Source organism: Candidatus Marinarcus aquaticus (assembly GCF_004116335.1).
In the GTDB taxonomy this organism is placed as follows: domain Bacteria; phylum Campylobacterota; class Campylobacteria; order Campylobacterales; family Arcobacteraceae; genus Marinarcus; species Marinarcus aquaticus.
Genome location: NZ_PDKN01000006.1, coordinates 36,549 through 60,032, shown reverse-complemented (window position 1 = coordinate 60,032; position 23,484 = coordinate 36,549). Strand labels below are relative to the sequence as shown.

Annotated in this window: 26 protein-coding genes; 8 read left to right on the top strand and 18 right to left on the bottom strand. The window is 34.4% G+C overall.

Annotated features, from left to right (window positions below; genetic code table 11):
• Positions 1-140: 140 nt before the first annotated feature.
• The 7 genes from fusA to CRV04_RS09235 form a co-directional block, all read right to left on the bottom strand.
• Positions 141-2,249 (bottom strand): elongation factor G, encoded by a 2,109-nt coding sequence (gene fusA / locus CRV04_RS09265; protein WP_128996565.1) that lies wholly within the window; start codon positions 2,247-2,249, stop codon positions 141-143.
• 9 nt (positions 2,250-2,258) lie between these two features.
• Positions 2,259-2,726 (bottom strand): 30S ribosomal protein S7, encoded by a 468-nt coding sequence (gene rpsG, locus CRV04_RS09260; protein ID WP_128996564.1) that lies wholly within the window; start codon positions 2,724-2,726, stop codon positions 2,259-2,261.
• Between the two features lie 16 nt (positions 2,727-2,742).
• Positions 2,743-3,117: a 30S ribosomal protein S12 gene (gene rpsL, locus CRV04_RS09255; RefSeq protein ID WP_128996563.1), complete on the bottom strand. Its 375-nt coding sequence runs from the start codon at positions 3,115-3,117 to the stop codon at positions 2,743-2,745.
• 362 nt (positions 3,118-3,479) lie between these two features.
• Complete coding sequence (locus CRV04_RS09250) at positions 3,480-5,162, bottom strand: ATP-binding protein (protein WP_128996562.1); 1,683 nt, start codon at positions 5,160-5,162, stop codon at positions 3,480-3,482.
• Entirely contained in the window at positions 5,162-6,364 is a 1,203-nt protein-coding gene (locus CRV04_RS09245; RefSeq protein ID WP_128996561.1) for an SIR2 family protein, read from the bottom strand. Before CRV04_RS09245 ends, CRV04_RS09250 begins: the two co-directional genes overlap by 1 nt.
• A gap of 351 nt (positions 6,365-6,715) precedes the next feature.
• Entirely contained in the window at positions 6,716-7,162 is a 447-nt protein-coding gene (locus CRV04_RS09240) for a YaiI/YqxD family protein (RefSeq protein ID WP_128996560.1), read from the bottom strand.
• Between the two features lie 128 nt (positions 7,163-7,290).
• Positions 7,291-7,488 (bottom strand): YwbE family protein, encoded by a 198-nt coding sequence (locus CRV04_RS09235; protein ID WP_128996559.1) that lies wholly within the window; start codon positions 7,486-7,488, stop codon positions 7,291-7,293.
• A 59-nt stretch (positions 7,489-7,547) separates the two neighbouring features.
• Between CRV04_RS09235 and CRV04_RS09230 the strand changes: the two genes are divergently transcribed.
• The 3 genes from CRV04_RS09230 (at position 7,548) to CRV04_RS09220 (ending at position 8,642) form a co-directional block, all read left to right on the top strand.
• Positions 7,548-7,832: a DUF1294 domain-containing protein gene (locus tag CRV04_RS09230; RefSeq protein WP_128996558.1), complete on the top strand. Its 285-nt coding sequence runs from the start codon at positions 7,548-7,550 to the stop codon at positions 7,830-7,832.
• A gap of 62 nt (positions 7,833-7,894) precedes the next feature.
• Entirely contained in the window at positions 7,895-8,278 is a 384-nt protein-coding gene (locus CRV04_RS09225; protein ID WP_128996557.1) for a hypothetical protein, read from the top strand.
• Positions 8,279-8,291: 13 nt separating this feature from the next.
• Positions 8,292-8,642, top strand: coding sequence for a hypothetical protein (locus CRV04_RS09220; protein WP_128996556.1), 351 nt, complete (start codon positions 8,292-8,294; stop codon positions 8,640-8,642).
• Between the two features lie 42 nt (positions 8,643-8,684).
• Here CRV04_RS09220 and CRV04_RS09215 read toward each other — a convergent pair whose 3' ends face one another.
• A complete protein-coding gene (locus tag CRV04_RS09215; RefSeq protein WP_164969141.1) occupies positions 8,685-11,447 on the bottom strand; it encodes a transporter substrate-binding domain-containing protein in 2,763 nt (920 codons plus the stop codon).
• 142 nt (positions 11,448-11,589) lie between these two features.
• On the opposite strand from CRV04_RS09215, the gene CRV04_RS09210 reads away from it, so the two are divergent.
• Both CRV04_RS09210 and CRV04_RS09205 read left to right on the top strand, forming a co-directional pair.
• Positions 11,590-12,744 carry an MFS transporter gene (locus tag CRV04_RS09210; RefSeq protein ID WP_128996554.1) on the top strand — a complete coding sequence of 385 codons (1,155 nt, stop codon included), beginning with the start codon at positions 11,590-11,592 and terminating at the stop codon, positions 12,742-12,744.
• 1 nt (position 12,745) lies between these two features.
• Positions 12,746-13,513 (top strand): alpha/beta fold hydrolase, encoded by a 768-nt coding sequence (locus CRV04_RS09205; protein WP_128996553.1) that lies wholly within the window; start codon positions 12,746-12,748, stop codon positions 13,511-13,513.
• On the opposite strand, the gene CRV04_RS09200 is transcribed toward CRV04_RS09205, so the two are convergent.
• From CRV04_RS09200 to CRV04_RS09180, 5 genes are all read right to left on the bottom strand, one after another.
• Complete coding sequence (locus CRV04_RS09200; protein WP_128996552.1) at positions 13,505-14,317, bottom strand: hypothetical protein; 813 nt, start codon at positions 14,315-14,317, stop codon at positions 13,505-13,507. The genes CRV04_RS09205 and CRV04_RS09200 overlap by 9 nt on opposite strands.
• 110 nt (positions 14,318-14,427) lie before the next feature.
• On the bottom strand, positions 14,428-15,252 hold the full coding sequence (locus CRV04_RS09195) for a hypothetical protein (protein WP_128996551.1): 825 nt from the start codon (positions 15,250-15,252) through the stop codon (positions 14,428-14,430).
• A 15-nt stretch (positions 15,253-15,267) separates the two neighbouring features.
• A complete protein-coding gene (locus CRV04_RS09190) occupies positions 15,268-15,870 on the bottom strand; it encodes a hypothetical protein (protein WP_128996550.1) in 603 nt (200 codons plus the stop codon).
• Positions 15,871-15,957: 87 nt separating this feature from the next.
• Entirely contained in the window at positions 15,958-16,467 is a 510-nt protein-coding gene (locus tag CRV04_RS09185) for a GDSL-type esterase/lipase family protein (protein WP_128996549.1), read from the bottom strand.
• Between the two features lie 248 nt (positions 16,468-16,715).
• Positions 16,716-17,783: an FkbM family methyltransferase gene (locus CRV04_RS09180; protein ID WP_228126521.1), complete on the bottom strand. Its 1,068-nt coding sequence runs from the start codon at positions 17,781-17,783 to the stop codon at positions 16,716-16,718.
• Positions 17,784-17,800: 17 nt separating this feature from the next.
• Between CRV04_RS09180 and CRV04_RS09175 the strand changes: the two genes are divergently transcribed.
• The 3 genes from CRV04_RS09175 to CRV04_RS09165 all read left to right on the top strand — a co-directional run bounded on the left by CRV04_RS09175 (position 17,801) and on the right by CRV04_RS09165 (position 20,463).
• The gene (locus tag CRV04_RS09175) at positions 17,801-18,754 is read left to right on the top strand and encodes a DUF234 domain-containing protein (RefSeq protein ID WP_128996547.1); all 954 of its coding nucleotides are present in this window, start codon (positions 17,801-17,803) and stop codon (positions 18,752-18,754) included.
• Positions 18,755-18,764: 10 nt separating this feature from the next.
• Positions 18,765-19,742 (top strand): endonuclease/exonuclease/phosphatase family protein, encoded by a 978-nt coding sequence (locus CRV04_RS09170; protein WP_128996546.1) that lies wholly within the window; start codon positions 18,765-18,767, stop codon positions 19,740-19,742.
• A gap of 82 nt (positions 19,743-19,824) precedes the next feature.
• A complete protein-coding gene (locus CRV04_RS09165; RefSeq protein WP_128996545.1) occupies positions 19,825-20,463 on the top strand; it encodes a GNAT family N-acetyltransferase in 639 nt (212 codons plus the stop codon).
• Here CRV04_RS09165 and CRV04_RS09160 read toward each other — a convergent pair.
• From CRV04_RS09160 to CRV04_RS09140, 5 genes are read right to left on the bottom strand one after another with little or no spacing between them, the layout of a single operon-like run.
• Positions 20,453-21,208 (bottom strand): arylamine N-acetyltransferase family protein, encoded by a 756-nt coding sequence (locus CRV04_RS09160; protein WP_128996544.1) that lies wholly within the window; start codon positions 21,206-21,208, stop codon positions 20,453-20,455. The genes CRV04_RS09165 and CRV04_RS09160 overlap by 11 nt on opposite strands.
• Positions 21,209-21,250: 42 nt before the next feature.
• Positions 21,251-21,736, bottom strand: a complete 486-nt coding sequence (locus CRV04_RS09155; protein WP_128996543.1) for a hypothetical protein — start codon at positions 21,734-21,736, stop codon at positions 21,251-21,253.
• 49 nt (positions 21,737-21,785) lie between these two features.
• Positions 21,786-22,436 carry an energy-coupling factor ABC transporter ATP-binding protein gene (locus tag CRV04_RS09150; protein WP_128996542.1) on the bottom strand — a complete coding sequence of 217 codons (651 nt, stop codon included), beginning with the start codon at positions 22,434-22,436 and terminating at the stop codon, positions 21,786-21,788.
• On the bottom strand, positions 22,433-23,074 hold the full coding sequence (locus CRV04_RS09145) for an energy-coupling factor transporter transmembrane component T family protein (protein ID WP_164969140.1): 642 nt from the start codon (positions 23,072-23,074) through the stop codon (positions 22,433-22,435). Before CRV04_RS09145 ends, CRV04_RS09150 begins: the two co-directional genes overlap by 4 nt.
• On the bottom strand, positions 23,071-23,484 hold the full coding sequence (locus tag CRV04_RS09140; RefSeq protein ID WP_128996540.1) for a hypothetical protein: 414 nt from the start codon (positions 23,482-23,484) through the stop codon (positions 23,071-23,073). The genes CRV04_RS09145 and CRV04_RS09140 overlap by 4 nt, the downstream gene beginning before the upstream one ends.

Sequence of the window (23,484 nt, the reverse complement as noted above, 5' to 3'; positions counted from 1 at the left end):
TGCTAAACGCACACCCTTTTCTATCGCGCCAACTGTGAAGTTAGCATACGCCCTTCCGGACCTTTTCGGTTCCTAAAAGGAACATCGAAAAGCTCGTTAATAGCGATAAAAGCCAAGAAATTGGCTTTTATTTTACGCTATTAACCATTTCTCTTTTTGATGATTTCTTCAGAAACGTTTTTAGGAACTTCTAAATATGAATCAAATAACATAGAGTATGTTGCTCTACCTTGAGACATAGATCTTAAGTCTGTAGAGTAACCGAACATTTCAGATAATGGAATCATTGCAGTAACTAATTTAACACCAGCTCTGTCGTCCATTGATTGAACTTGTCCTCTTCGTTTGTTACAATCTCCAATAACGTCACCCATGTACTCTTCTGGAGTTTCGATTTCAACTTTCATGATTGGCTCTAAGATAACTGCGTCTGCTGCAGCACTTCTACACCCTTGTTTGAATCCCATAGAAGCAGCCAATTTAAATGCCATTTCAGATGAATCCACGTCGTGGTAAGAACCGTCATACAGTGTAACAGAGATATCAACCATTGGGTAACCAGCAAGGATACCACCAGCCATAGCTTCTGCACAACCTTTTTCAACTGCAGGAATATACTCTTTTGGTACAACCCCACCTTTAATTTCGTTGTTGAAAATAAAGTTTTCTTCGCTACCAGACTCTAATGGCTCGATTTTTAAGTATACATGACCGTATTGACCTTTACCACCAGATTGTTTCGCATATTTGTACTCTTGGTTAACAGCATTTTTAATGGTTTCTCTGTATGCAACTTGTGGAGCACCAACTTCAGCTTCAACTTTGAACTCTCTTTTCATTCTATCAACTAGAATTTCAAGGTGTAACTCACCCATTCCTGAGATAATAGTTTGTCCAGATTCTTCGTCTGTTGCAACTCTAAATGAAGGATCCTCTTCAGCTAATTTACCTAAAGCAATACCCATTTTCTCTTGGTCAGCTTTTGTTTTTGGCTCAACTGCAACAGAGATAACTGGCTCAGGGAATTCCATTCTTTCTAAGATAACTGGATCTTTTTCACTAGCTAAAGTATCCCCTGTAATTGTCGATTTAAGACCAACAACTGCACCGATTTCACCAGCATATAACTCTGTGATCTCTTCTCTGTTGTTTGAGTGCATTTTAAGTAATCGACCGATTCTCTCTTTTTTCATTTTTGTAGAGTTATATACGTATGTACCAGATTGTAATACACCTCTATAAACTCTTGTAAATGTTAACTGTCCAACAAATGGGTCAGTCATAATTTTAAATGCCAATGCTGCCACTTCACCTTCATCAGAAGAAGGAACAATAACAGCTTCACCATCTTGAGTCTCACCTCGAATATCAGCAACCTCAGTTGGAGCTGGTAAGTAAAGTGCAACTGCATCAAGTAAAGTTTGAACACCTTTGTTTTTAAATGCTGTACCACAAGTCATTGGTGTAATAGCCATTGCTAAACACTGTTTTTTAAGACCTGCAATGATTTCATCTTCAGATAAGTCACCCTCTTCAAAGTATTTTTCCATTAACTCTTCAGAAGCCTCAGCTGCTGCTTCAACCATTTTTTCTCGGTATTCAGTCGCTTTATCCATCATATCTGCTGGAATCTCTTCAACATGGTAGCTTGAACCCATTGCTGCATCTTCGTCCCAAACAATAGCTTTCATTTGTACTAAATCAACAATACCTTGGAAGTTCTCTTCAGCACCAATTGGTAATTGAACAGGAACTGGGTTAGCTCCTAATCTTTCAGCAACTTGTTTTTCAACGTTATAAAAATCTGCACCTGTTCGGTCCATTTTATTAACGAAAATCATTCTTGGTACTCTATATTTGTTCGCTTGTCTCCAAACTGTTTCAGATTGTGGTTGAACTCCACCAACTGAACAGAATACTGCAACTGCACCATCAAGAACCCTCATAGATCGCTCAACTTCAATTGTGAAGTCAACGTGCCCTGGAGTGTCAATGATGTTAATTTGTAGTTGGTCATTAGTCTTTGGGTGTTTCCAGAAACAAGTAGTCGCAGCAGAAGTAATTGTAATACCTCTCTCTTGCTCTTGCTCCATCCAGTCCATTGTAGCTGCACCGTCGTGAACCTCACCGATTTTGTGTGATACACCCGTGTAGAATAAAATTCTTTCTGTTGTTGTAGTTTTACCCGCATCAATGTGTGCAGCAATACCAATGTTTCTAACTTTACTGAGTGGTGTTTTTCTAGCCATGTGTAATTCCTACCATCTATAGTGAGCAAATGCTTTATTTGCTTCAGCCATTCTATGCATGTCTTCTTTCTTCTTGAAAGATGCACCTCTTTCGTTTGCTGCTTCGAATAGTTCGTTAGCAAGTCTTTCAACCATTGTTCTTTCGTTTCTTTTTCTAGCTGCATCAACCAACCATCTTAAAGCCAATGTTTGTCTTCTTACTGGTCGAACTTCTACAGGAACTTGATAAGTTGCCCCACCAACTCTTCTAGATTTAACTTCTAAAAGTGGTTTAACATTTTCAAGTGCTTTTTCAAACAGTTCAATACCCGCGTCTTCACCTCTACCATCAAGGTTAGCGATTGCACCGTACATAATTTTTTGAGCAGTTGATTTTTTACCGTCTAACATAATTGCATTAATAAATTTTGTGATCACTTTACTGTTGTAGATAGGATCAGCCATAATTTCTCTAACTGGAGCTTTTCTTCTTCGCATTTTCTTATCCTTCTACTTATTTCTTAGGTCTTTTAGTACCATATTTAGATCTTGCAACCGTTCTGTTTGCAACACCAGCTGTATCTAAAGCACCTCGAACGATGTGATACTTAACACCAGGTAAATCCTTAACTCTTCCCCCTCTAACTAATACGATAGAGTGTTCTTGTAAGTTGTGACCCTCACCACCGATATATGAAATAACTTCATAACCCGTTGTTAATCTAACTTTTGCAACTTTTCTTAAAGCCGAGTTAGGTTTTTTAGGAGTTGTTGTATATACTCTTGTACATACACCTCGTCTTTGTGGACATTTTTCTAGTGCTGGTGATTTAGATTTTTTAATCACCTTTTTTCGCTCTTTTCTAATCAATTGATTGATAGTTGGCATATTTTCCCTTTGTAAAATTTATAGAGAGTCTTTTACGATGTCGTGATTGAATCTTTTGAGATTCTCTATTTATTGGTTTGAGCTTTAAAGCGGCTCATGCTTCTCGCGGACTTTGACATATGCGTGGAGCATAATCAAAACGATACTACCATTCTAGAGAAACGTTGAGTGTTTTCTAAAAAAGTTATGGATTGTACTTAATTACACCTTAATTAACCCTTATGCTAATAAACATCTTTTGGTATAACTACACGTCAAATAGAAAAATATCTGTACTCATTTACACCAAGTAAAATCCTACAAATATTTTTCTCTTTTCCTCTATTTATTTTAAAATCTATTCATTATCATAAGGGTTGATTTCAAGAAAATAACTTAGGGGTTAAGGAAGTAGGTTTAATAGTCGGCTCTTTAATTTTAACAATTATTGGCATTGGCATTTCAATACTAATTAAAAGTGCCTCACCTGATTGTAATGCTGGTAAATAAGAAAGTGAATTTCTACTTCCTTCCGAACAAGCTTTCTCTATAACTAATCTATCCGTTTCATTTATAAGTCTATGAACAATAAATGTTCCCATTTGACTTAATGTTCCTACAGGTATATCTCGAGGATTCTGTGTAGATATACATAAAAATAAACCATGTTTTCTACACTCTTTTGCTATTTTATCAAAAGCATCTAATTCCAGGTCTTGAAAAAAATCATCAGTAATTGTCTTTTTAAGAAATTGATGTGCTTCATCAACAAATAGTACCAGTGGCTTTTCTTTAAACTTATATTGCCTTGCTTCATCGAGCAAATAGTTACCTATTGCATTTGTTAGAATTTCTCTTAAGCCTTTTTCAAAAGAAGCATCTTTTAAACAGATTATAAATAAAGTTTTTTCAGTCTGGGTTGTGTCTAAAAAATCTTCTAGCTCTTGATTAAACTCATTATTGTTGTTTAATTGTTTATTAAAACCAAAAATATTACGATATTCTAACTTTCCTCGTATATGTTCAATTCTACTAATTAAGGAACGTACATTTGCAACTGCACTACCATCATTCCCCCCAAAATTATTTATATCACCATGTTTAATGCATTCACAACCAATTTGATGTGTCAAATTACTTATATTAAAATCACTCTTATCAGATTCTATCTCTGTTCTATAAGTACCTAAATGACTATAATATTCCATTTTAGATTGATTTTCTTTTTCATATATTGACGAATCATAGTCTTCATTTTCTTGTAATTGTTTTACAAGCTTTAAACTTTTAATTGCATCTAATAATTTAGGTTTTTGAGTATTTTCACTTGGTCTAAAAAGTGCTATTAAATCCATAGTTCTTAATCTTGAGTAATGGAAAAAAGTATCTTCATCATTTGCACCAAATTTTACAGTCTTTACATTACCTAATTCGTAAAAACTTTCATACTCTCCTGTAGCATCTATTAGAATAGCTTTTGATTGATTTAAATGTAAAAATTCTTCAAGTATTCTTGAAATAGTGTAACTCTTACCTCCACCCGTAGTTCCAACGACTGCACAATGTCTACCAAATAATTGATTTGGGTTTAAGGGTAAGTCTGTTTCTAAAGTATTAGTTAGTTTTGCAATATCAAAACTCACATTATTCTCTGCTACATCATTAACGAATAATGTTTTAATTAATTCAGCTGAACATAAATATACTTTTGAACCAACTGCAGGATACTTATCTAATCCTTTATCAATTTTTGTTGAATAATAATTAAATGATAACAATAGTTCCACTTTACCCTGTGGATGAAAAGAAGAATCATAAAAAGCATGTTCACCTAAAAAGTTTTGTTCTTTTTCAGGTAAGGAAACTTCTTGAAGTTTTCCTAAAAAACCATAATTTTCACCCTCTATAACTATATAGTTTCCTACTATACCTCCTGACAACTCATCGTCATAATGCCAAAATTTTTTTAGCAATTTAGGAGTTGGAAAATGAATATTTGAAAAACTAGGTGTTACTTTAGATATATACCCTACAAACTTTTCATTTGTAAAAATATGCTTGTTCATTAACTATCTCCATTAAAATTAAGATATTGACTAGATGGTAAATAGGATACAAAATTTTTAAAAAATTCTCCAATAATAAGTACCTGACTAGTTTTCGTTGATAATTCAAATAACTTTTCAAAGTTTTCATTTAAATCTGGTTTTATAAATGGTTCAATAATTACTAAATTTAAACTTGGATTTTGATTCAATGCTTCATTAATCATAGTAAAAATATGTTTATCCGCAAAACTAAATCCAACAGTAATTAAAGTAGTTGTACCACTTTTTCGTAGTTCTGATTGAAATCGACTCATCATCTCAAAATATGGTTGTTCATAAGAAGATTCATACTTATTACTATTTGGATAAATCATCATAGCTTTATCAGGATTGCTAGTTTGAATCACATCCTTGTTTTTCTTTTCCCAATTCACAGAACCATGAAGTTTATACAAATGAAATACATTATTCGCAAAGTTTTCAGTCGATGAAGTACGACTATTTTCACGGATGACTATATCGTAATCAAAATATTTACCACTAAATTTTCTTGGTTGAGTAAAAGAGAAACCATCAATAATTACATACCCTCCTTCTGCACCAGCTTCCTCAAATGCCTTATCATAATTAGTGGTGAATATTTTTAAGCGTGATTGTTTTGTCTTACGACTTGTCAATTTTTTTATAAACTCTAAATGTATTGATTTATCTATTAATGAGAAACTACAATTATCTAATATAGTTTTTTCAATTATTTTTACTTGATTTTCTAACTCTCTATCTTCTTTAAATTCTAAAAATAGTTTTGCTTTAGATAGTACTGTTTCTAAATCCGACCTATCTCTAATATTCTCGGGAATTTCTAATTTATCTAAAAAACTACCAAAATTGAAGCTATCAACTTCTAATGTACTAATAATATCCCATAGTTCCCACATAAGTTTTCCACCAAATAGTTCATCATCTTTTGAACTACCAGCACCTGTAAGGACTAATAACTTTTCAGCTGATACAAGTTTTTCAAGAGATTTAATATAATAATTTTGGGATATTTCAAAAGCTTTTTTAGTTAATGTATTTTCATCCATAGTATCAGACAATTTATATTCAAATACTTCGTCACCTAACTTTTCTTTTAATAAAACTCCATTTATTTCTAATTCATCATTATTAATTTTAACTAGTTTACTTTTTGTACTTAAAAATATTTTATCTTCCACAATATTTCCTTATGTTTTTATCATAGTATCGTTTATTGGTCACAAAATAAATACATATTCTTTTTTTATATAATCTTTAAGATTATATGTGTCAAAACATATCACTTTTAGTTTTTTAATTAAGATTCAAAACACAAATATTCGACAATAATTTGAAATGGAAATAACAACAAGAACATCAGTCCCTAAAAACTGATTTTTTGTTTTACTTATTTCATTGTTGGAAAAAGTAAAGAAGCGTGACTCACGAAAGTGAGCACAGAAGTAGGGGAAAACTTTTGATTTAATATCAAAAGGCAAACTTCACGCGTAGATTCCAAACGTAGTTTGGCATGTGTTAAGAGAATTCCTTTAAAGATATTTCTGTAAAAAGGCATTGAGTGCATTGGCAAAGAGTGCGCTATCTTTTTGAGAAAATGGGGCAGGCCCTCTTGTCATTTCCCCCATATCACGAATATTTTGCATCAAATCTCTTACTGCAAGTCTCTCCTTGATATTATCCACCGTAAACATCACCCCTCTGTGGTCAAGTGCATGTGCTTGTTTAGCAATGACTCTGTCAGCTAAAGGAATATCCGCAGTGATGACCAAATCTCCTGCTTGCACCTCATCAACAATTTTGTTATCTGCTTCATCTGCACCCAGTTCCACCAAACGATACTCTATAAGTGAAGATTGCCCGATATTGATTCTCTTATTTGAAAAGACAAGCGTTTCTAAGCCTTTTTTTTCAATGGCTCGAAAAAGGATGGGTTTAAGTAAGTTAGGAAAAGCATCGCCATCGACGTAAAGTTTCATTTCATTCCTTTGTATTAAACTCAAGCAAGAGTTTTAGTTATAAAGCTCAAGGCAAACAGTTAAAATAGAAGCAGGAGTTTACAGATAGTAAATGACTGTTTCTATTTTAGCAATAACGTAGAGATTTGCTACAAAAACTCTTGCACTCTTCCGACTTGACCATCTTCAAGCATCACCTTAATACCTCTTGGGTGGTATTTACTGTTGGTTAAAAGCTTTTTCACTTTCCCAGAAGTCAGTTTGCCTGTGCGTTGGTCTTTTTTCAGTACCACTTTTACACCCAATCCAATGGTAATATCTTCTCGTTCTCGATGGTCTCGAATCATTTGTTGTCCTAAATTTTTTGACAGTATATCTTAATCAAACTTCTTATAAAATTGAATTTATGAATGAACCACTTATGATATTAATTGCATTAAACCTTCTTAGCTTTATAGTTTATGGCTGCGATAAATACCTAGCAATCCATGATAAACGACGTATTTCTGAAAAAAATCTGCACACGCTCTCTATTGTAGGAGGTTTTGTAGGAAGTACCCTTGCCATGATGCTTTTTCGACATAAAATCAAAAAAGTGAAGTTTATGCTCATACATTCTGCTATATTTATAGGATGGATTTTTCTGCTATATTTCTATTTTCTTTCCAACTTTTTAAACAGTTCTGTTTAACAAATTCTGTACAAACTTTACCCATATATACTTTCATTCTACATCAACACAAAGGATAGAGAATGAAAAAAAGACTTTTACAAGTTTTAATGACAAGTGCATTAACTCTACTGGGCACTTCAGCAATGGCAGCATGCAATGTGAATATTCCAAATTTGGATAATCAACAAAGAACTGATCTCAACAGTTTTGTACAAAACTCTGAAGTAGCATTTCTTAGAAATGCATATAATAGCAATGATTGCACCATTACACAAAATTTTCATCCAGGAGGAGTGCTTCCTGGTTGGATATTCAATGAATATGGTATACCAACTGATGCATTTCATACAGAAACACATCTTACAGTCAGAGTCAGAATTGCTGATGATATAAATCTAACTTGCCATGTGTTTCAAACTTTAAATAGCAATGCTCAACGCTATTTAACAACATGTGGACATTAATAAAGGAGAAAAAATGAAAAACAAACTGTTTCAACTACTCGTTGCATTCACTCTTTTTGCAACCACTTCTTCAATGGCAGAGTGTACGACAGAGGATACAGACCTTAATACCTATGTTGAAAACTCTGAGTTGGTTATGGTCAATAAGGCCTATAAACAGAATAAATGTACCATCACAAAAGGGTGGCATCAAGGCGGTTATATCCCAGGATATATTATAAAAACTTACTATCGAGATGATTTACACGAAGCAAAACGCAATGTTGAACATATTACGGTTACATTAGATGGAGACGATAAAGCAACGTGCCACATCTTTAAAGAGCTTAACCGTTATGGATTTCATGTTTCAACGTGTGAGTAAATTCTACGAGCATCTTACTGCTTGAAGCAGCAAGATGCTCTTTTAAACTGTCTTGTGTGCATACAAGCGTATCACAAAACAAGCACCCACATACTCTTTCCCCTCATACTCAAAAGTCTCATTATAGACTTGAATCAAACCTTTGTATCTTTGACGTATTATTTTATCACTCAGAGATAACCCAAGTCCTGTTCCAACAGATTGATGTTTGGTTGTAAAATAGGGTTCAAAAATACGGTTAATAACCTCAGCATTAACTCCTCCACCATTATCCATGATGCGTAACTCTATTGTCTCCTTATCTAACTTTTTGCTTGAAACAAAGATGTAGCGTTTTTGTTTGGATTGCGCAATCTCTTTGAGTTGATCTTTGGCATTGTTTAAAATATTGATAAAGGCTTGTCCCAACTCATTTTTATTGCCTGCAATGATAAGATCCTCTTCAAGGGTTTCAACCACTTCAATATAGTTGCTTTTCATGGAAGCTTTCGTCAAGCTCAAAGCACTTTGGAGTGACTCTTTTACGCTTGTAGGTACAGATTTCATATCATCTTTAATAAACTCTTTAAAATCATCAATCGTTCGTGAAAGATATTGACATTGTTGTACAACTTCATTTGAAAAGTGTATGATTTCTTGATTCTCTACATGTTCTTGCATCTCTGCTTTTAAAGAGAGTCCCGTTGCACTTGTGGTAATGATACTTAAAGGTTGTCGCCATTGGTGTGCAATGTTTCCTATCATCTCTCCCATGGAAGCGAGTTTTGATTGAGACTCCAAAAGTTTCAAAGAGGTCAAATCTTTAACGGCTAAAAGCACTTTATTTTTATCGGGCATTAACGTAAATGTCATGTTGGTCGATACTCTTTTTTGATTTTTGCCCAAACAAACCTTTTCAAATAGGTCAATTGACTTGTGTGGTTCTATCTCTTTAATTACTCTTTTTATCTCTTCTTTATCCATACTGATAACGGTATCTAAAAAGTTTGTTTCAAGCAATTTGGCTTTTGAAAAACCAAGCATTTTTTCATACGCCATATTACAATCGATGAATTGAAACGTTCTACTGATAATGGCTATTCCATCTTTACTCTCTTTAAAAACTGCTTCAAACTCCTCTTTCTGTCGTAAAAGTTTACCTTGTGAAGCTTGCAACTCTTTGTTGATGAGTTTGATTTCCCTGTTTGTATTTTTAAGCAATCGGTAACGCCATACACCAAGAACAATCAACACCAATGCCCCTGCAATTATTTGATACAACAACTTATAATTGACTACTTTTCGAACCTCAATTTCGGTCCATTTTTTAACGATAGTATCGATTTTTGTTTTAGAAATTTGATTCAAAGACTTTTCAATCACTGAGGCTAAGACTCTGTTCTCTTTTTGCGTTGCCATTGAGAGTTTTAATGTTTGTTCCAATCGTCCAATGATTTTAAACTCTTCATCCTCATATTTAGAGATATAATATTTTGCAACAGGGTATAAATCTAAGTGCATGTAGACTTTTTTACTGTTAACCAATGCCAATCCCTCTTCTGTGTTCTGCACTGTGACTGTTTCAACAGAAGGGTACTTATTTTTAATCTCTTCACTTTTAAGTGTACCTTGAACAACCGATATTGTGATATTTTTCAACTCACTTAAGTCTGAGAAAAACTTTTTATCACTCTTTCCAACTGCTACATACGACATATCTAAATAAGGTGATGTCAGATTATCAGACAAACTTTTTTTCTCATACTCCATAATAGGTATAATATTGCACTTTTTATCTTGAATAAGTTGTCGTGTATTACTGTAATGATTGACTTCAATAAATGAGAAAGGTACATCCATAATCTTTTGAAGTTCAAACAAAATATCAGCAACAATGCCTTGCGGTTTTCCATTTTCAATATGACTTAAAGGGATCACATTGGCCAAAATACACGCATTGATTGAGCGCACATCCGAGAGATACTCCAACTCTGCAAGGTTAAACAGCGACTCCCCTTTTTCAAGCATGTTGCCAAACCATTTGTGTTGCAATTTATTCAACAAATTAATATCGGTATTCATATAGGCTTTATTTAAAATAGAGATTAAAATGGCTTGACTTTTCAGTGTTGCAAAATAGTAATCATCCAGAGAAGAATTGCTGCGTTCCAAAACAAATTTGCCCACTTTTAAGTTCATAAATCCATTTTTTATAATCGTATAATTTGCAATAAACCCATCATTCATAATGGCATCAATTTTGCCTACAGAGAGCGCTTCAAGTTTCTCTTTTAATCCGGAGAAGTAGACTTTGGTGATGTTGGGATTTTTGCTGATAATCTCCACCTCCAGCCACCCTTTGGTCACCCCTACTTTTTTACCAGAAAGATCTTTTAAATTCGTGAGTTTAAAATCATTCTTTCTTTGAACAAAATGGTTACGTCCAGTTAAATATGATGATGAAAAAGAGAGACTCTCTTCTCTTTTTTTTGTCTTATAAATGGTGTGCATCAGATCAATTTGCCCATTATACAAACTCTCTAAAAGTTCACTCCAAATTTGCGTTTTATACTGCACTTTCAGACCCACTTGGGTAGCTAAAATATTGAGTAAGTCAATCGAATACCCGACAGGTACTCCATTGACATTAAAATCCATGGGTTCATAGTCATACTCATTGGATGCAATGATAACTCTTTTTTGTTTGATATATGCAATCTCTTCTTGCGTTAAATAATCAGGAAGTTGAACACTCTTTTTTTGTAGGGATTGTGCGGTGAGTTGAAAGTTTAATAAGAGAGAAAAAAAGAGTATAAAACGCAACATCTCATTCTCCTTAGGAGATTGTATCTCTGATAAGTATAGCATATCTGAATCACATTTGTATTAGTGTTTCAATACAGTACTTTAAGTTAGTAGTAAACTTATTTTACTAAAATTCCAAAAATAGACTAACAAAGAACTTTATATGAGAAAACAACTTTTCCCTTTAGCCTTAGGTGGCCTTGCCATTGGTACCACAGAATTTGTGATTATGGGTCTGCTTCCTGATGTGGCACACGATATTGGTATTACCATTCCTGTAGCAGGGCATCTTATTTCTGCCTATGCTTTTGGGGTGGTTATTGGCGCACCTATTTTAGTCGCACTCAGTGCTAAGTTTCCCCCTAAAAATATCTTGATTGCCTTTATGGTGATTTTTACACTTTTTAACTTTTTATCGACCATTGCACCTGATTACGCCACTTTGATGATGGCACGATTTTTAAGTGGTTTGCCGCATGGAGCCTTTTTTGGTGTGGGTACGGTTGTGGCAGCAAAATTAGCCAAAGAGGGTAAATCTGCCCAAGCCATCGCTACCATGTTCACAGGTCTGACCATTGCCAATTTAGCGATGGTGCCTTTAGTGACCTACATTGGACACCACTATCACTGGCGTTATGCATTTGGTATTGTTTCACTCCTAGGTATACTCACCATCTTGTTTTTATTCAGAAATTTACCTCAACAAAAAGCACTTCGCACGGTTACGTTTAAAGAGGAGTTGGAGTTTTTTAAAACCATCAAAGCGTGGCACATTTTAACGATTGTCGCCATTGGTTTTGGAGGGTTGTTTGCATGGTTCAGTTATATTGCACCTCTGTTAATTCATGTCTCTGGTTTTGAAGCAAGCAGTGTCTCATACTTAATGATGGTTGCCGGTGCAGGTATGGTTGTTGGAAATATTTTAGGAGGCTATTTAGCCGATAAAAAAAATCCCATCAAAGTTGCCATTGCGCTTCTTATTGCCATGGTGATTTCCTTGGTGTGCGTCTTCTTCTTATCTGAATTTAAAATCATCTCTGTAGCGTTGACGTTTGTGTGTGGTGCCCTTGCAGTCTCTATTGGAGCACCTATTAATATGGTGATGCTTCAAAGTGCCAAACACTCAGCGATGCTCGGAGCTGCATTTTTACAAGCCGCATTTAATGTCGCTAACTCCTTGGGTGCTTTTTTTGGAGGTATCCCGCTGTTTTTTGATTTTAATTATGCGTACCCCTCACTTGTAGGAGCCTTTATGGCATTGATAGGGGTGATTTTATGTACACTTTTTTTAAAACAATATCACACAAAAGAAGCATAACATGAGTACCATTCTTGGGCACACCATCATCGGTCAGGGAAAACGAATCATGTTAGTTTTACATGAACTCATGGGTGATTGTAGAAACTATGAACCCTCTTTTGCTTATTTAAATACCCAAGAGTTTACCTATGTTTTTCTAGACCATCGTGGTTATGGAAAATCCAAAGCCATACAAGGAGAGTACAGTTGCAATGAAGCTGCCAAAGACATCTCAACACTTATTACACATTTAGGTTTTAGAGAAGTCTACCTTACAGCCCACTCCATGTCCACCATGATTGCGCAAAAAGCAGCACTTCTTGATAAACGTATCATTCAACTCAATCTTATCACCCCTATTTCTGCTGCTGGCATCAAAATGAAACCAGATGCCAAAGAGACCATGCTTTTACAAATGCAACAAAACGAGAGCAAAATTGAAGAGATTGTTGAAGCTGCCAGTAAACGCTACAATGATACTTGGAGGCAATACCGTATAGATATGGCATACAGCTCTTCTACTTTAGACGCGCGTGTGGGTTATATGAAGATGTATTTAGAGACCGATTTTTTACACGAAGCCCAAGAGGGTATTGATGTTCCTATTAAAATCCTCACAGGCGCAGAAGATTTTCCTGTGTTCAGCACAACACACGTACAAAAACTCTTTAAAGGATATAAAGATGTTGAGATAGTTGAGTGTGCCGTAGCAGGACACTACCCTATGATTGAGTGTCCTGTTTATTTTGTTACACAACTAGAGAAGTGGTGCTCCAATTTACTCTAAATTGAAATTAATACCTTGTTCAAGTTGTTGAATCCAGACATTGTAGTTTCTATGAATATAATAACCTTGATATTTTAAATTCTCACTGCTGATATACGTAATACTGTAATGCTCTTGATCATACGAAATTCGCACTATCATGGTATGTTTTCGTATCACTTTTTTTGCTAAGATAAAACCCTCTTTTTGCTTTTTCATTAACCAATTATTCTGTTTTCCTGAGATAAAAATTGCCTTTTCAATTTCTTCTATGCTGTGCCCTTGTGCAATGGGTGCATTGATCACATCGTAAATCTTTCGTAAGCCATTATCTGTCGTTGAACTGTTCTTTTTATCTGCTTGTGCTTCTTGCTCTTTTTTCTTTAAACTCTCTGTCATCATTAATGGCGTTGCAATACCATCAATTTGATTCTCTAAGTTTAAAATCCAACCATTATAGCCACTTCGTATGGTTTCCTCTGTAGGATTATAATCTAAGTTGTTCGCTTCTAAAAGTTTAATGCTGTATGAGTTTTCATTATATGTTATAGAGATTTTTGCATCATAATAACCAGTAAATTGAGGATTAGCAGTTGCACTGAATTTTTTTCGTACTAATATACCAATAATAGTATTTGAATTTTCTTCTCTCATATTCCATCCTAAAGAATAACCTGCATCAAATATTGCACGTTTCAGAACTTCTTTATTTGCACCTTCAATAATTTTATTTTCAACGTTATAGAGTTTTACAGGACCACCACACCCTATCATGATGAGTGCAAAGAGTGCTATTGCAAAGATATTTAACGTTTTGATTTTCATGTTTGTCCTTTAATATAGTTACAAAATGTAATAAATGAACTCTTAGAATATGATAAATTTATACTGTTTTATAAAAGACTCATTATCAATAATGAGTCTTTTGACGTGGTTTATTGTAAATTAAAGTTTATACCTGTTTCAAGCTCTTTGACCCAGATATTATAATTTTGGTGTACATGGTATGTTTGATAGTGCAATTTCTCACTTGTAATATACGTAATACTGTACTCTTTTTGACTGTAGGTAATACGCACGATTGCCACGTGATGGCGCACGATTTTTTTGGCAAGAATAAATCCATCTTCTTGTTTTTTCATCATCCAATTATGTTGTCGACCTGCAGTTAAAATTGCTTGTTCAAGCTCTTTCAAAGTATGTGCTTGGGGAATAGGAGTATTCATCACATCATAAATTTCATGAAGATTTCCATGAAACTGTCCTACTAAAACCAAACCTTTACTGCCAGGTTTTTTTAATTCTGAACTCTTCAAAGATGCAAGGTTTTCTTTATCTTTGTGTGCTTGTAACTCTTTTTTTTGGAGTGTCGCAGACATTTTTAAAGGTTTCACCAATCCATCGATTTTGCTTTCAAGCTGTAAAATCCATGTGTTATAGCCTCTTTTTATCATCTGTTTTTGGGCATCATACTTCATGTTTTTTGCTTCAAGCAGTTGAATACTGTAAGAATCAGTCGTATACTCCACAGCAATTTTAGCTTGGTAATCTTTGATGGCCATTAGCCCTATGATTCTATTTGAGGATTCCTCTTTCATCATCCATCCCAACTCCTCTCCTGCATTTAAAATAGCATTTTTCATTGAAAGTGTTGAGACATCTTCAAACGTTTTTGTTTTTACATTGTACACAGAAGCAGATGCACACCCTATAATAAAGAGTAATACACTGCTTAAGAGTGCATATTTAATCCAACTCATGTTTAAACAACTCTGTTATAGACCATCTTCTGGGTTCAATGTTCTCTCTGCAATTTGTGCATTATTTTTCGTTTGAAATCTTGGCCAATAGTAATCATATATTTTGACATACTTCTCTTTGTTTTCTACAAACCACTCTTGTGCTTCTTGTGGGTTAGTGGTATACAATTTGGTTTTCTCAACCCAATTTTTAAATGAAGACATATCGGTATTGTAATTTGATGTACCATCGGTTCTTATTGGTGTAGGTGCAAAACCACCGGTACCCCAGTTTGGTCGTACAATTGAGTAGTACGTCTTTCCTGCTTTAACATTTGCAATCATAAAATCAGCCGCCCCGCCAAATGCCATAAAAACTTTCTCTCCCGGTTCTGTTTGATGCGCAATCTTGCTTCCATTTCCTAAATATCCTACAAATGACAGTTTTCCATCATTAACTTCAAATACCTCTACACCAATGGCAGCTAATACAAATGACGAACGCATAAATACAATGGTTGCTTTCTCTTGTGATGGTTGAACCACGTTATTGGGAACTTTGACCATATAACTTCCCGCACATCCACTAAAAAGCAGTGCCAAAAAGATTGATACGACGAGGTACATACTCTTTTTCATTCTCTTCCTTTAATTATAATTATGAAAGTGTAATAAATGAACTCTTACAATATAATAAATTTGTGATTTTTTAAAAACTTTTTCTGATTATAGTAGCTTTTCGATACGTTTAGCCATAACCTCATATGCTGGCGTGTTCAAATGAAGTCCATCAGTTGTAAAACACTCTTTTAGTATCTTTTGTTCACTCAAAATATCATTGAGATTCAAAAGAGTTAAACCTTGGTGCTCTTTGACATAGTGTTGTATAAATTGGTTAAACACGGTTACTTTTGTATTGAGTGCATTCATTTGCGTATACAAAAGTTGTATGATGATGACATTAAATCCATGATTATCAAGTTTTTCGACAATGGTTTTATAGTTTTCAAACACCTCATCAAGAGGCATATAGAGATTTAAATCATTGATTCCCACGAGTAAAACCACGTTTTTAGGTTGCAACTCCACCACTTTATCCATGCGAGAGATGATATCTTTGGTGGTACTTCCATCCACACCAAGATTAATCACTTTTTTTGAAACAAAGAGTTGTTCCCATTTGGCACGTGCGAGTAAAGAGTCGCCTAAAAACACCACATCAATATTGTTTATCATCACTTCTCCTGCACTTTGTTTCTGTCTATATCATAGTCTTTTCAGACTAAAAAAAGAACTCATTTGATGAAAATTTGTTTTGAGTGCTTGGTGCTGTTTCAATTCGTAGCCCAATTTTATCTCATTACAAACATTAAAAGTGAGTGTTTAGATGAAGTTCAAGGAAGGAAAATAAAGTGATGAAGGAGCATACAAAAAGTATGTGACTGAGTAAATTTATTTTTCTGACGCTAAGATTCGCTCAAAACTCACTTTTTAGGAAGGAAGTAAAGAACGGTTTCATAGATGCCCTCCATATAATGCCTTAAATATACATCATAATCTGCTCGTATCCCCAGTACAATCTGCGGTACTTTGTACCAATCTTGTGCTTGATGATAGATACACACAGCTAAGATGGGATGAGATTTTAAAATAGTTTGCTTTGCTCCTTTTAAGGCTGCTTGTTCTGCCCCTTCAATATCGAGTTTGATGTAATCAACTCTGTCTTTTATGAGATTATCCAACGTGTCTGTTTGTAGTGCTTGATAGTTGTGGTCGCAGTTGTTTTGAGCTTCTTGAAATTGCTCAACAGTGGTTGTGGTATCACTCAAACCACAGTTGATAAACTCAATATTTTTTAACTCTCCAAACTCTCTTTTGGCGATATTGATGTGTAAGTTATTGGGCTCAATACAGTATATCTTTTCATAATCAGGGTAATTTTTGATAATCTCTTGAAGCGTATCTCCTACATACGCACCGCCATCCACAAAACGGATGTTTTTGATATTAGGAATAATATCTTTATCAAAGTATTGAGCTTCATGATTGTTCGTAAAGCCTTGCATAAATCTAAAGTCATAGGTGATTTTAAAATTCAAAACCTTCTCAAAAATTCGTTTTGACTCTTCATCAAAGAGCAGATGATAACTCTTTTCATACTCAGCTTTATTATTTAGAAAATCCTCTTTAAAATCAGCCATAAACATGGGATCAGGAAGTTGAAGAGTGCCGTATTTATATAAAGAGAGATAATTGAAATTTTCATAACCCAAGGCATCCAGACTCTTTTTAATTTCCAAAGGACTGCCACTTGCAGTTGAAAGAATCAGAGCATCTTTGGGTACATCTTCTATTTGTAGAATCTCTTTTTTACGCGAACTTTGTACTCGAGTAAAATCATCAATGATGCCATCAATGGCTACTTCTTTTGCAATAGATTTGGTGTATTTATTGATGCCTAAAATATACTTTTTCTCTTCAGAGCTGTACAAAAAGCGCTCTACTAAGCGTTTCTCCTTTTCATTGATATAATCAAACCCAACCAAATTCACCTGCATTCCTTTTTTAAGTGCATAAGTATAACAAACTTCAACGTAAAACTTATCTATGCTATAATATCAAATACTTAAATAAAGGCTACATCATCAAATTTCATACACTTCCCATTGAAGAGCAATTCAAACTTTTCTGCGAGCAAAACAGACCCAAAGATATGGAGCAAGCCATTGCTTACTTCACTGTGTTTGGAGGGACCGATGTTGTTTTGGATATGAATTTACCACTCACAACTTTAATTGAAACACACATTTTAAACCAATATAAGTTTCTACGAAATGATATCAGTAAACTCACCGATGGCGATGCTTTATTGCACTCAATTTTAAGTGCATGTGCTTTAAGTGATCGACGCACTAATGCTGCATTTAAGCGAGCCAATGTCTCTTTTAATGAAGGTATTGACTGCGTAGATGAATTGTGCGATATGAAACTGCTTACGCTTGAAACCACTGTTCGATTGCATCCCAATCAATTTGATGATGAAAACGTTTCAGAGAAAGTGCTTTTTGTATCACCTTTTTTACGTTTTTGGTTTGCATTTATCTCGCCACTCTTTAAAGGGATTAAAGAGGGCGATTACAGTGAGTTTTACGAACGATTTAAAAACAGAGAGCAAGAGTTCTCTGATTTGATTTTTGAACAACTCTGTCATGCCTATATCAAAAACTGTTTTACGCAAGAGAGTATTAAAAAAACCAAACGATACTGGGATGATGAGTATGAACTTGATTTGTATGCCAAAACACAATCAGGAAGAATTGTTATTGGAAGTTGTAAATACCGAGACAGTAAAGTGAGTAAAAAAGAGCTCACACGACTTCATGAAGTATGTGAGGATTTAGATTTCACACCAGATATTACTGTACTGTTTGCAAAAAAAGGCTTTTCAAGTGAACTTAAAAGCCTAAAAGGTGAACACCTCAAACTCTTTACCACCAAAAGTCTTAAAGCCTTGTTATCATAAAGTATGCATAATGAGACTTCGTTTTGGTACCTTTAATCTTTTTCAATTTGTGGCGCCCCCTTTTTCATGGTATATCAAAAAAGATCAATTCACCAATGAAGAGTTTCAAGAAAAAAAAGAGTGGGTTAGCCAACAAATTAAACGTATGAAGTGTGATATCATAGGCTTTCAAGAGGTTTTTTCTATTGATGAACTTCAATCTTTATGTAAAGATGCAGGCTTTAACTATTTTGTTACAGTCGATAAACCCACCGTTGAAAAAGAGACGATTTTTACCTCCACAGTGGTTGCACTTGCCAGTAAATATCCCATCAAAGATATTCAAGAAATCCCCGTACACAAACCCACACTCAAAGAGCACAACTACAAAGCCAAAACTGTTTTTGCACGCAAACCTATCAAAGCACTGATTGAACTTCCCAATCAACAAAATATTTGGCTTTATGTGTGCCACTTAAAGTCCAACCGTCTCAATGAATTTGAGTATACGTTTAAAGAAAAAGACAGCTTGGCTTTTAAAAAAAAGCAAACCAAAACAGCTTTAAAAGACCGCTATTCAAACGCTTTACGGCAACGTTTGTGTGAAGTAACCTCTTTATATTATGATATAAAAAAGCAGACACTTCCTACTGTATTAATGGGAGATATGAATGACAAACAATACTCGATTTGCTTAGAAGCATTAACAAACAGTGCATATTATGATGAAAAGAGAAAAGAATCACTTCTTATAGATGCCTACACACTTCATACCCCAATAGAGTATAACCCTCACCCTGAAGCAAAAGAAGTCAAACGCACCCCTACAAGTTACTATCAAGGGTATGGCAATATCATTGATTATATTTTTATCACCAAAGAGTGGTTGCCTACATTTAAAATCACAAATTATGAAATCCTTGATGAACATCTGCAAAAGCACAAAGATGGTTCTTTACTGCAAAGTGACCATGCTCAAGTGGTATGTGAAATCAGCTTAAATGCTTGACAATCCCCTTTAAAAAGACTACACTGTAATTAATTCTAAAAAGTCTTTTTATCACTATTTTGGCTTTTTTCTAAGGTCAGATATGCATATAATTGAACTCACTCGTGATGAATTTTTTGAATCCGTACAAAGCATTGAAGACTACGACAGTTTAAACTTCAGTAAGCACTGTTTGGATTGGTGGGACAACTATTTTAGCTGGACAAAATTCCCTCCTTTGTGTTTGGTCGATGATGAAGAGGAACACGTTTGTTATCTTTTTTACAATATTTCCAAAGACAACCAATATCTCACCATTCACAACTTATTAACGCCCAAGGCACACCGATACAAAGGCTATGCTAAGATGTTGTTTGCTTATCTCTTTGAAAAAGTAGCTGATCAAAATATTGAACGGTTTAAAATGTATTGTGTCTCCTCATCCTTAAGTTTTTATAATAAATTGGGCTTAGAGTATTGGGGTATTAATGATCTGGGACAATACTATTGTGATTATAAAATGCCCAAAGAAACCATTGATGAAATTCCAGACATTGTTAAAAATGCTTCGTTGTTTGAACTTGGAGATAGTGCCATTTTAGGTATTTATGAAAAACTAAAAAACAATGGTCAAGAGTTAGAAGAGAAACGTTGGGATATTTATGAAGAGATTTTAGAAAAATTCCAAGACCGTTTTCATTTTGATCAACTGTGTGAAAGAGTGGAGAGTATCAAATCTTAATATTAAAATACTCTTCTAAAACCTCTTGGCGATTATTTTTGCACACTTCCCAGCTCGTTTTTTCACCCTCTTTTTTAACACACAACATCTCATGCGTCAAGGTCATACGTCCATCTTCAAGTGCTTGAGTGACTAACATCATCTCCTCTTGTGAGAAGATTTCATCATCCACATCTTCAAAAACACACGCAAAGTCAGAGACATATTTGGGCTCTTTGGTAAACAAGTAACGTGGAAGCCACCCTTTGTGTCGATGATTAACTAAGAGAGTATACACCCCCTCTTGATGCTCTATTTTATACTCATTGTTCTCAGCAATGGCAATAAACATCTCATCGTGTAAAGGCATGGGTTCTCGTACATTTTGACCATTGGCCACATCCACAAGGTATTCATCATCGTTCAAGGTAACTAACAGTGCTAAATGAGGATAATCAAAGCCAATATAGGTCGTATCAGCAACTTTAGCTAAAATCATAATCACATCAAAACCCAACTGTTGTAACACATATGCAAACAAAGTATTGGATTCATAACAAATCCCTCCTCGGCTGGAGCAAACAATCTTAGAGTAGATATCTTCAAGCTTTACACTGAACTCTTTTTTCAAAGCCAAATCAAGATTTTCATAGGGTACATTTAAAATGTAGTGTTTAACTAAAAGACGCAGTGTCTCTAAGTTAGGTTTGTACTCTTTTGTAGGGTCAAGTTTGATTCGTTCTAATATTTTTGGGATTTCTATCATGCGTTATTATAATACCTTTCACAAAAGAGTTTCTTTAAGACTTCAAGCCTCTTTTTTATACGTTAAAACCTGTTTTGCAAAGCCAATATTATAAAAGAAAATAACTTTAAATAAAAATGAAATTTTTGTTTTTTTCTCTTGCGAAGTATCCAATACTAAAAAGCTTAAAGGTTCGAGTTCTTCAGGTTCGATACTTATCTCTAAAGGTTTCAAAGTTTTCATCATATTCATGATTTTTTTATACTCTTTTGGATTTGTTCCTTGTAACATATCCCCTTGTTTATCTTCTTTTTTCAATGCGGTAAACAAAGCAGTGAGTGTTGGTTTATAAATCATTTTATTCCAAGTAATTTTCCCTTTAGGGTAGTGAAACGTGCTGCTTTGTTTTAAAAGAGGATTGACTTTTTCAGCTTTGATACTTTCAATGAGTTGTAAAAAAAAGTTCATACCACCCAATTGGTTAGCATATTGCAGTAACTCTTCATGCATAGCTTGTTTGACACTGTTGTCAAGTGCGTTAAAATTCATGGTTCTCCATTGTTTAATATTTTTAGAAGTATATCTAAAAACTCAACAATTAAAGCGGTTCTAAAATTTTATTTTCAAGTTTATAAATTGTAGGGGTGAGTTGTTCGATAAAACTTTTATGATGAGAGACAATCACCATTGACTTTTTAATGCCATTGAGGATCTCAATAATGCGTTTCTCACTCTTTTCATCCAAAGCATTGGTGGGTTCATCCAAAAGCAAAATTTTAGGTTCTAAGACCAAAAGTCCAGCTAAAGCCACAATCTTTTGCTCTCCACCACTGAGTTCAAAAATCACACGCTCTTTTAAGTGTTCAATGCCTAATTGCGCTAAGACTTCATGGGCTTGTTGCATTGCATCATCACTGTTTACCCCTCGAGCTCGCAAGGAAAACATCACGTCTTCAATCACCGTAGGGCATAAAAAGTGATTGGTGACATCTTGCGGCAAATAACCAATATCATTTCGATAGATTTTAAAGGCCTTAAGGTCAGTGATTTTATTATGAAAGATTTCTAAGTATCCTTCACTTGGTTCTTGTACACCTGCAATGATTCGAAGAAGTGTGCTTTTCCCACAACCATTAGCCCCAACAATGGCCACCTTTTCTTCATGCCCCACATTTAAATTAATGGCTGCGAAGAGCGTTTTTTCACCACTTTTATAACCCACTTCTCTTAAATTTAATGAACAACTCATATGGCCAGCCCTTTTAATAAAATCATCATCGCAACAAGCAGTGCTAATGCATAATCTAACATCACAAGTTTTTGTGCTTGTAGAAGATAAATCTCTCCATGAAAACCACGTGTTATCATGCTTTCTTGTATGTGTTGTGCTTTTCGAATCACTTTAATAAACAGCAGTGCAAATACATTGCCGTAAGTTTGATAGGTAAACATGGAAGTCGTTGCACTAAAACCTCTCATTTTCATTGTTTGTTTTACATTTTTCAATTCACAGAAAAGATACTCAATTAAAGAGATCGTAACATAAAAAAGTGCCACAAACTTTTTGTTCATCTTTAAAGCATAACAGCCTCGTACAATATCATACCCTTTGGATTGATAAAACAAAAAAAGATTAAAAAGCAGTATTGCATTGGTTCTTAAAAAGAGTTGCCAAGCCTCTTGATGGTCTTGAAATAGAACAAAAAGAACTAAGAAGATAATAAAAACATTCAAAAGTAACAGTCGTTTAAAAATCGCCAGAAGATACGCTTTATGCACAAATGCTAAAAAAATCAAGGGGATAAACACATATATTTCTACTTCAGAAAAAGCAATGCTTACTGAGTACAACAATGCAATAATAAGATTAAACCCCTCTTTGCTCACTTCTTCACTCGTTTTAATAAAATAAAAACCAAAGCAATGAGGATCAAAGCTAAAATAATTTTAAAATAATTGCTCTCTTGCTCTTTTTTTTGATGCTCTTTGAGACTCTCTTTGGTCAAATGATCCACCACGACTGCTCGATGGGCAGCATGACCTCCAATGGTACTGACATGAATATCTAAACTGGGATACTGTGATTTAAAACTGTATTTCCCTTCATCATTGAGTTTGGTTTTTAATACCACCGTTTGGTTGTGTTTTATGACCAAATCACACCTTTTACATGGTGCAGCATTGGCAAAATAAGAGTATATTTCTACATTTTGTTTTTGAGTAGTGATAAAAAGATTAATTTTATGTGCCCAAACAAAACTCACACCTAAGCATAACAATAAAACAATACGCTTCAA

Coding starts and splice junctions, on each gene's coding strand:
- CRV04_RS09210 (WP_128996554.1), top strand. CDS start 11,590: ATGAGAAAACAACTTTTCCCTTTAGCCTTAGGTGGCCTTGCCATTGGT.
- CRV04_RS09155 (WP_128996543.1), bottom strand. CDS start 21,736: ATGAATTTTAACGCACTTGACAACAGTGTCAAACAAGCTATGCATGAA.
- CRV04_RS09150 (WP_128996542.1), bottom strand. CDS start 22,436: ATGAGTTGTTCATTAAATTTAAGAGAAGTGGGTTATAAAAGTGGTGAA.
- fusA (WP_128996565.1), bottom strand. CDS start 2,249: ATGGCTAGAAAAACACCACTCAGTAAAGTTAGAAACATTGGTATTGCT.
- CRV04_RS09205 (WP_128996553.1), top strand. CDS start 12,746: ATGAGTACCATTCTTGGGCACACCATCATCGGTCAGGGAAAACGAATC.
- CRV04_RS09170 (WP_128996546.1), top strand. CDS start 18,765: ATGAGACTTCGTTTTGGTACCTTTAATCTTTTTCAATTTGTGGCGCCC.
- CRV04_RS09215 (WP_164969141.1), bottom strand. CDS start 11,447: ATGTTGCGTTTTATACTCTTTTTTTCTCTCTTATTAAACTTTCAACTC.
- CRV04_RS09250 (WP_128996562.1), bottom strand. CDS start 5,162: ATGAACAAGCATATTTTTACAAATGAAAAGTTTGTAGGGTATATATCT.
- CRV04_RS09235 (WP_128996559.1), bottom strand. CDS start 7,488: ATGATTCGAGACCATCGAGAACGAGAAGATATTACCATTGGATTGGGT.
- CRV04_RS09200 (WP_128996552.1), bottom strand. CDS start 14,317: ATGAAAATCAAAACGTTAAATATCTTTGCAATAGCACTCTTTGCACTC.
- CRV04_RS09190 (WP_128996550.1), bottom strand. CDS start 15,870: ATGAAAAAGAGTATGTACCTCGTCGTATCAATCTTTTTGGCACTGCTT.
- CRV04_RS09225 (WP_128996557.1), top strand. CDS start 7,895: ATGAAAAAAAGACTTTTACAAGTTTTAATGACAAGTGCATTAACTCTA.
- CRV04_RS09165 (WP_128996545.1), top strand. CDS start 19,825: ATGCATATAATTGAACTCACTCGTGATGAATTTTTTGAATCCGTACAA.
- CRV04_RS09185 (WP_128996549.1), bottom strand. CDS start 16,467: ATGATAAACAATATTGATGTGGTGTTTTTAGGCGACTCTTTACTCGCA.
- CRV04_RS09240 (WP_128996560.1), bottom strand. CDS start 7,162: ATGAAACTTTACGTCGATGGCGATGCTTTTCCTAACTTACTTAAACCC.
- CRV04_RS09220 (WP_128996556.1), top strand. CDS start 8,292: ATGAAAAACAAACTGTTTCAACTACTCGTTGCATTCACTCTTTTTGCA.
- CRV04_RS09195 (WP_128996551.1), bottom strand. CDS start 15,252: ATGAGTTGGATTAAATATGCACTCTTAAGCAGTGTATTACTCTTTATT.
- CRV04_RS09160 (WP_128996544.1), bottom strand. CDS start 21,208: ATGATAGAAATCCCAAAAATATTAGAACGAATCAAACTTGACCCTACA.
- CRV04_RS09230 (WP_128996558.1), top strand. CDS start 7,548: ATGAATGAACCACTTATGATATTAATTGCATTAAACCTTCTTAGCTTT.
- rpsL (WP_128996563.1), bottom strand. CDS start 3,117: ATGCCAACTATCAATCAATTGATTAGAAAAGAGCGAAAAAAGGTGATT.
- rpsG (WP_128996564.1), bottom strand. CDS start 2,726: ATGCGAAGAAGAAAAGCTCCAGTTAGAGAAATTATGGCTGATCCTATC.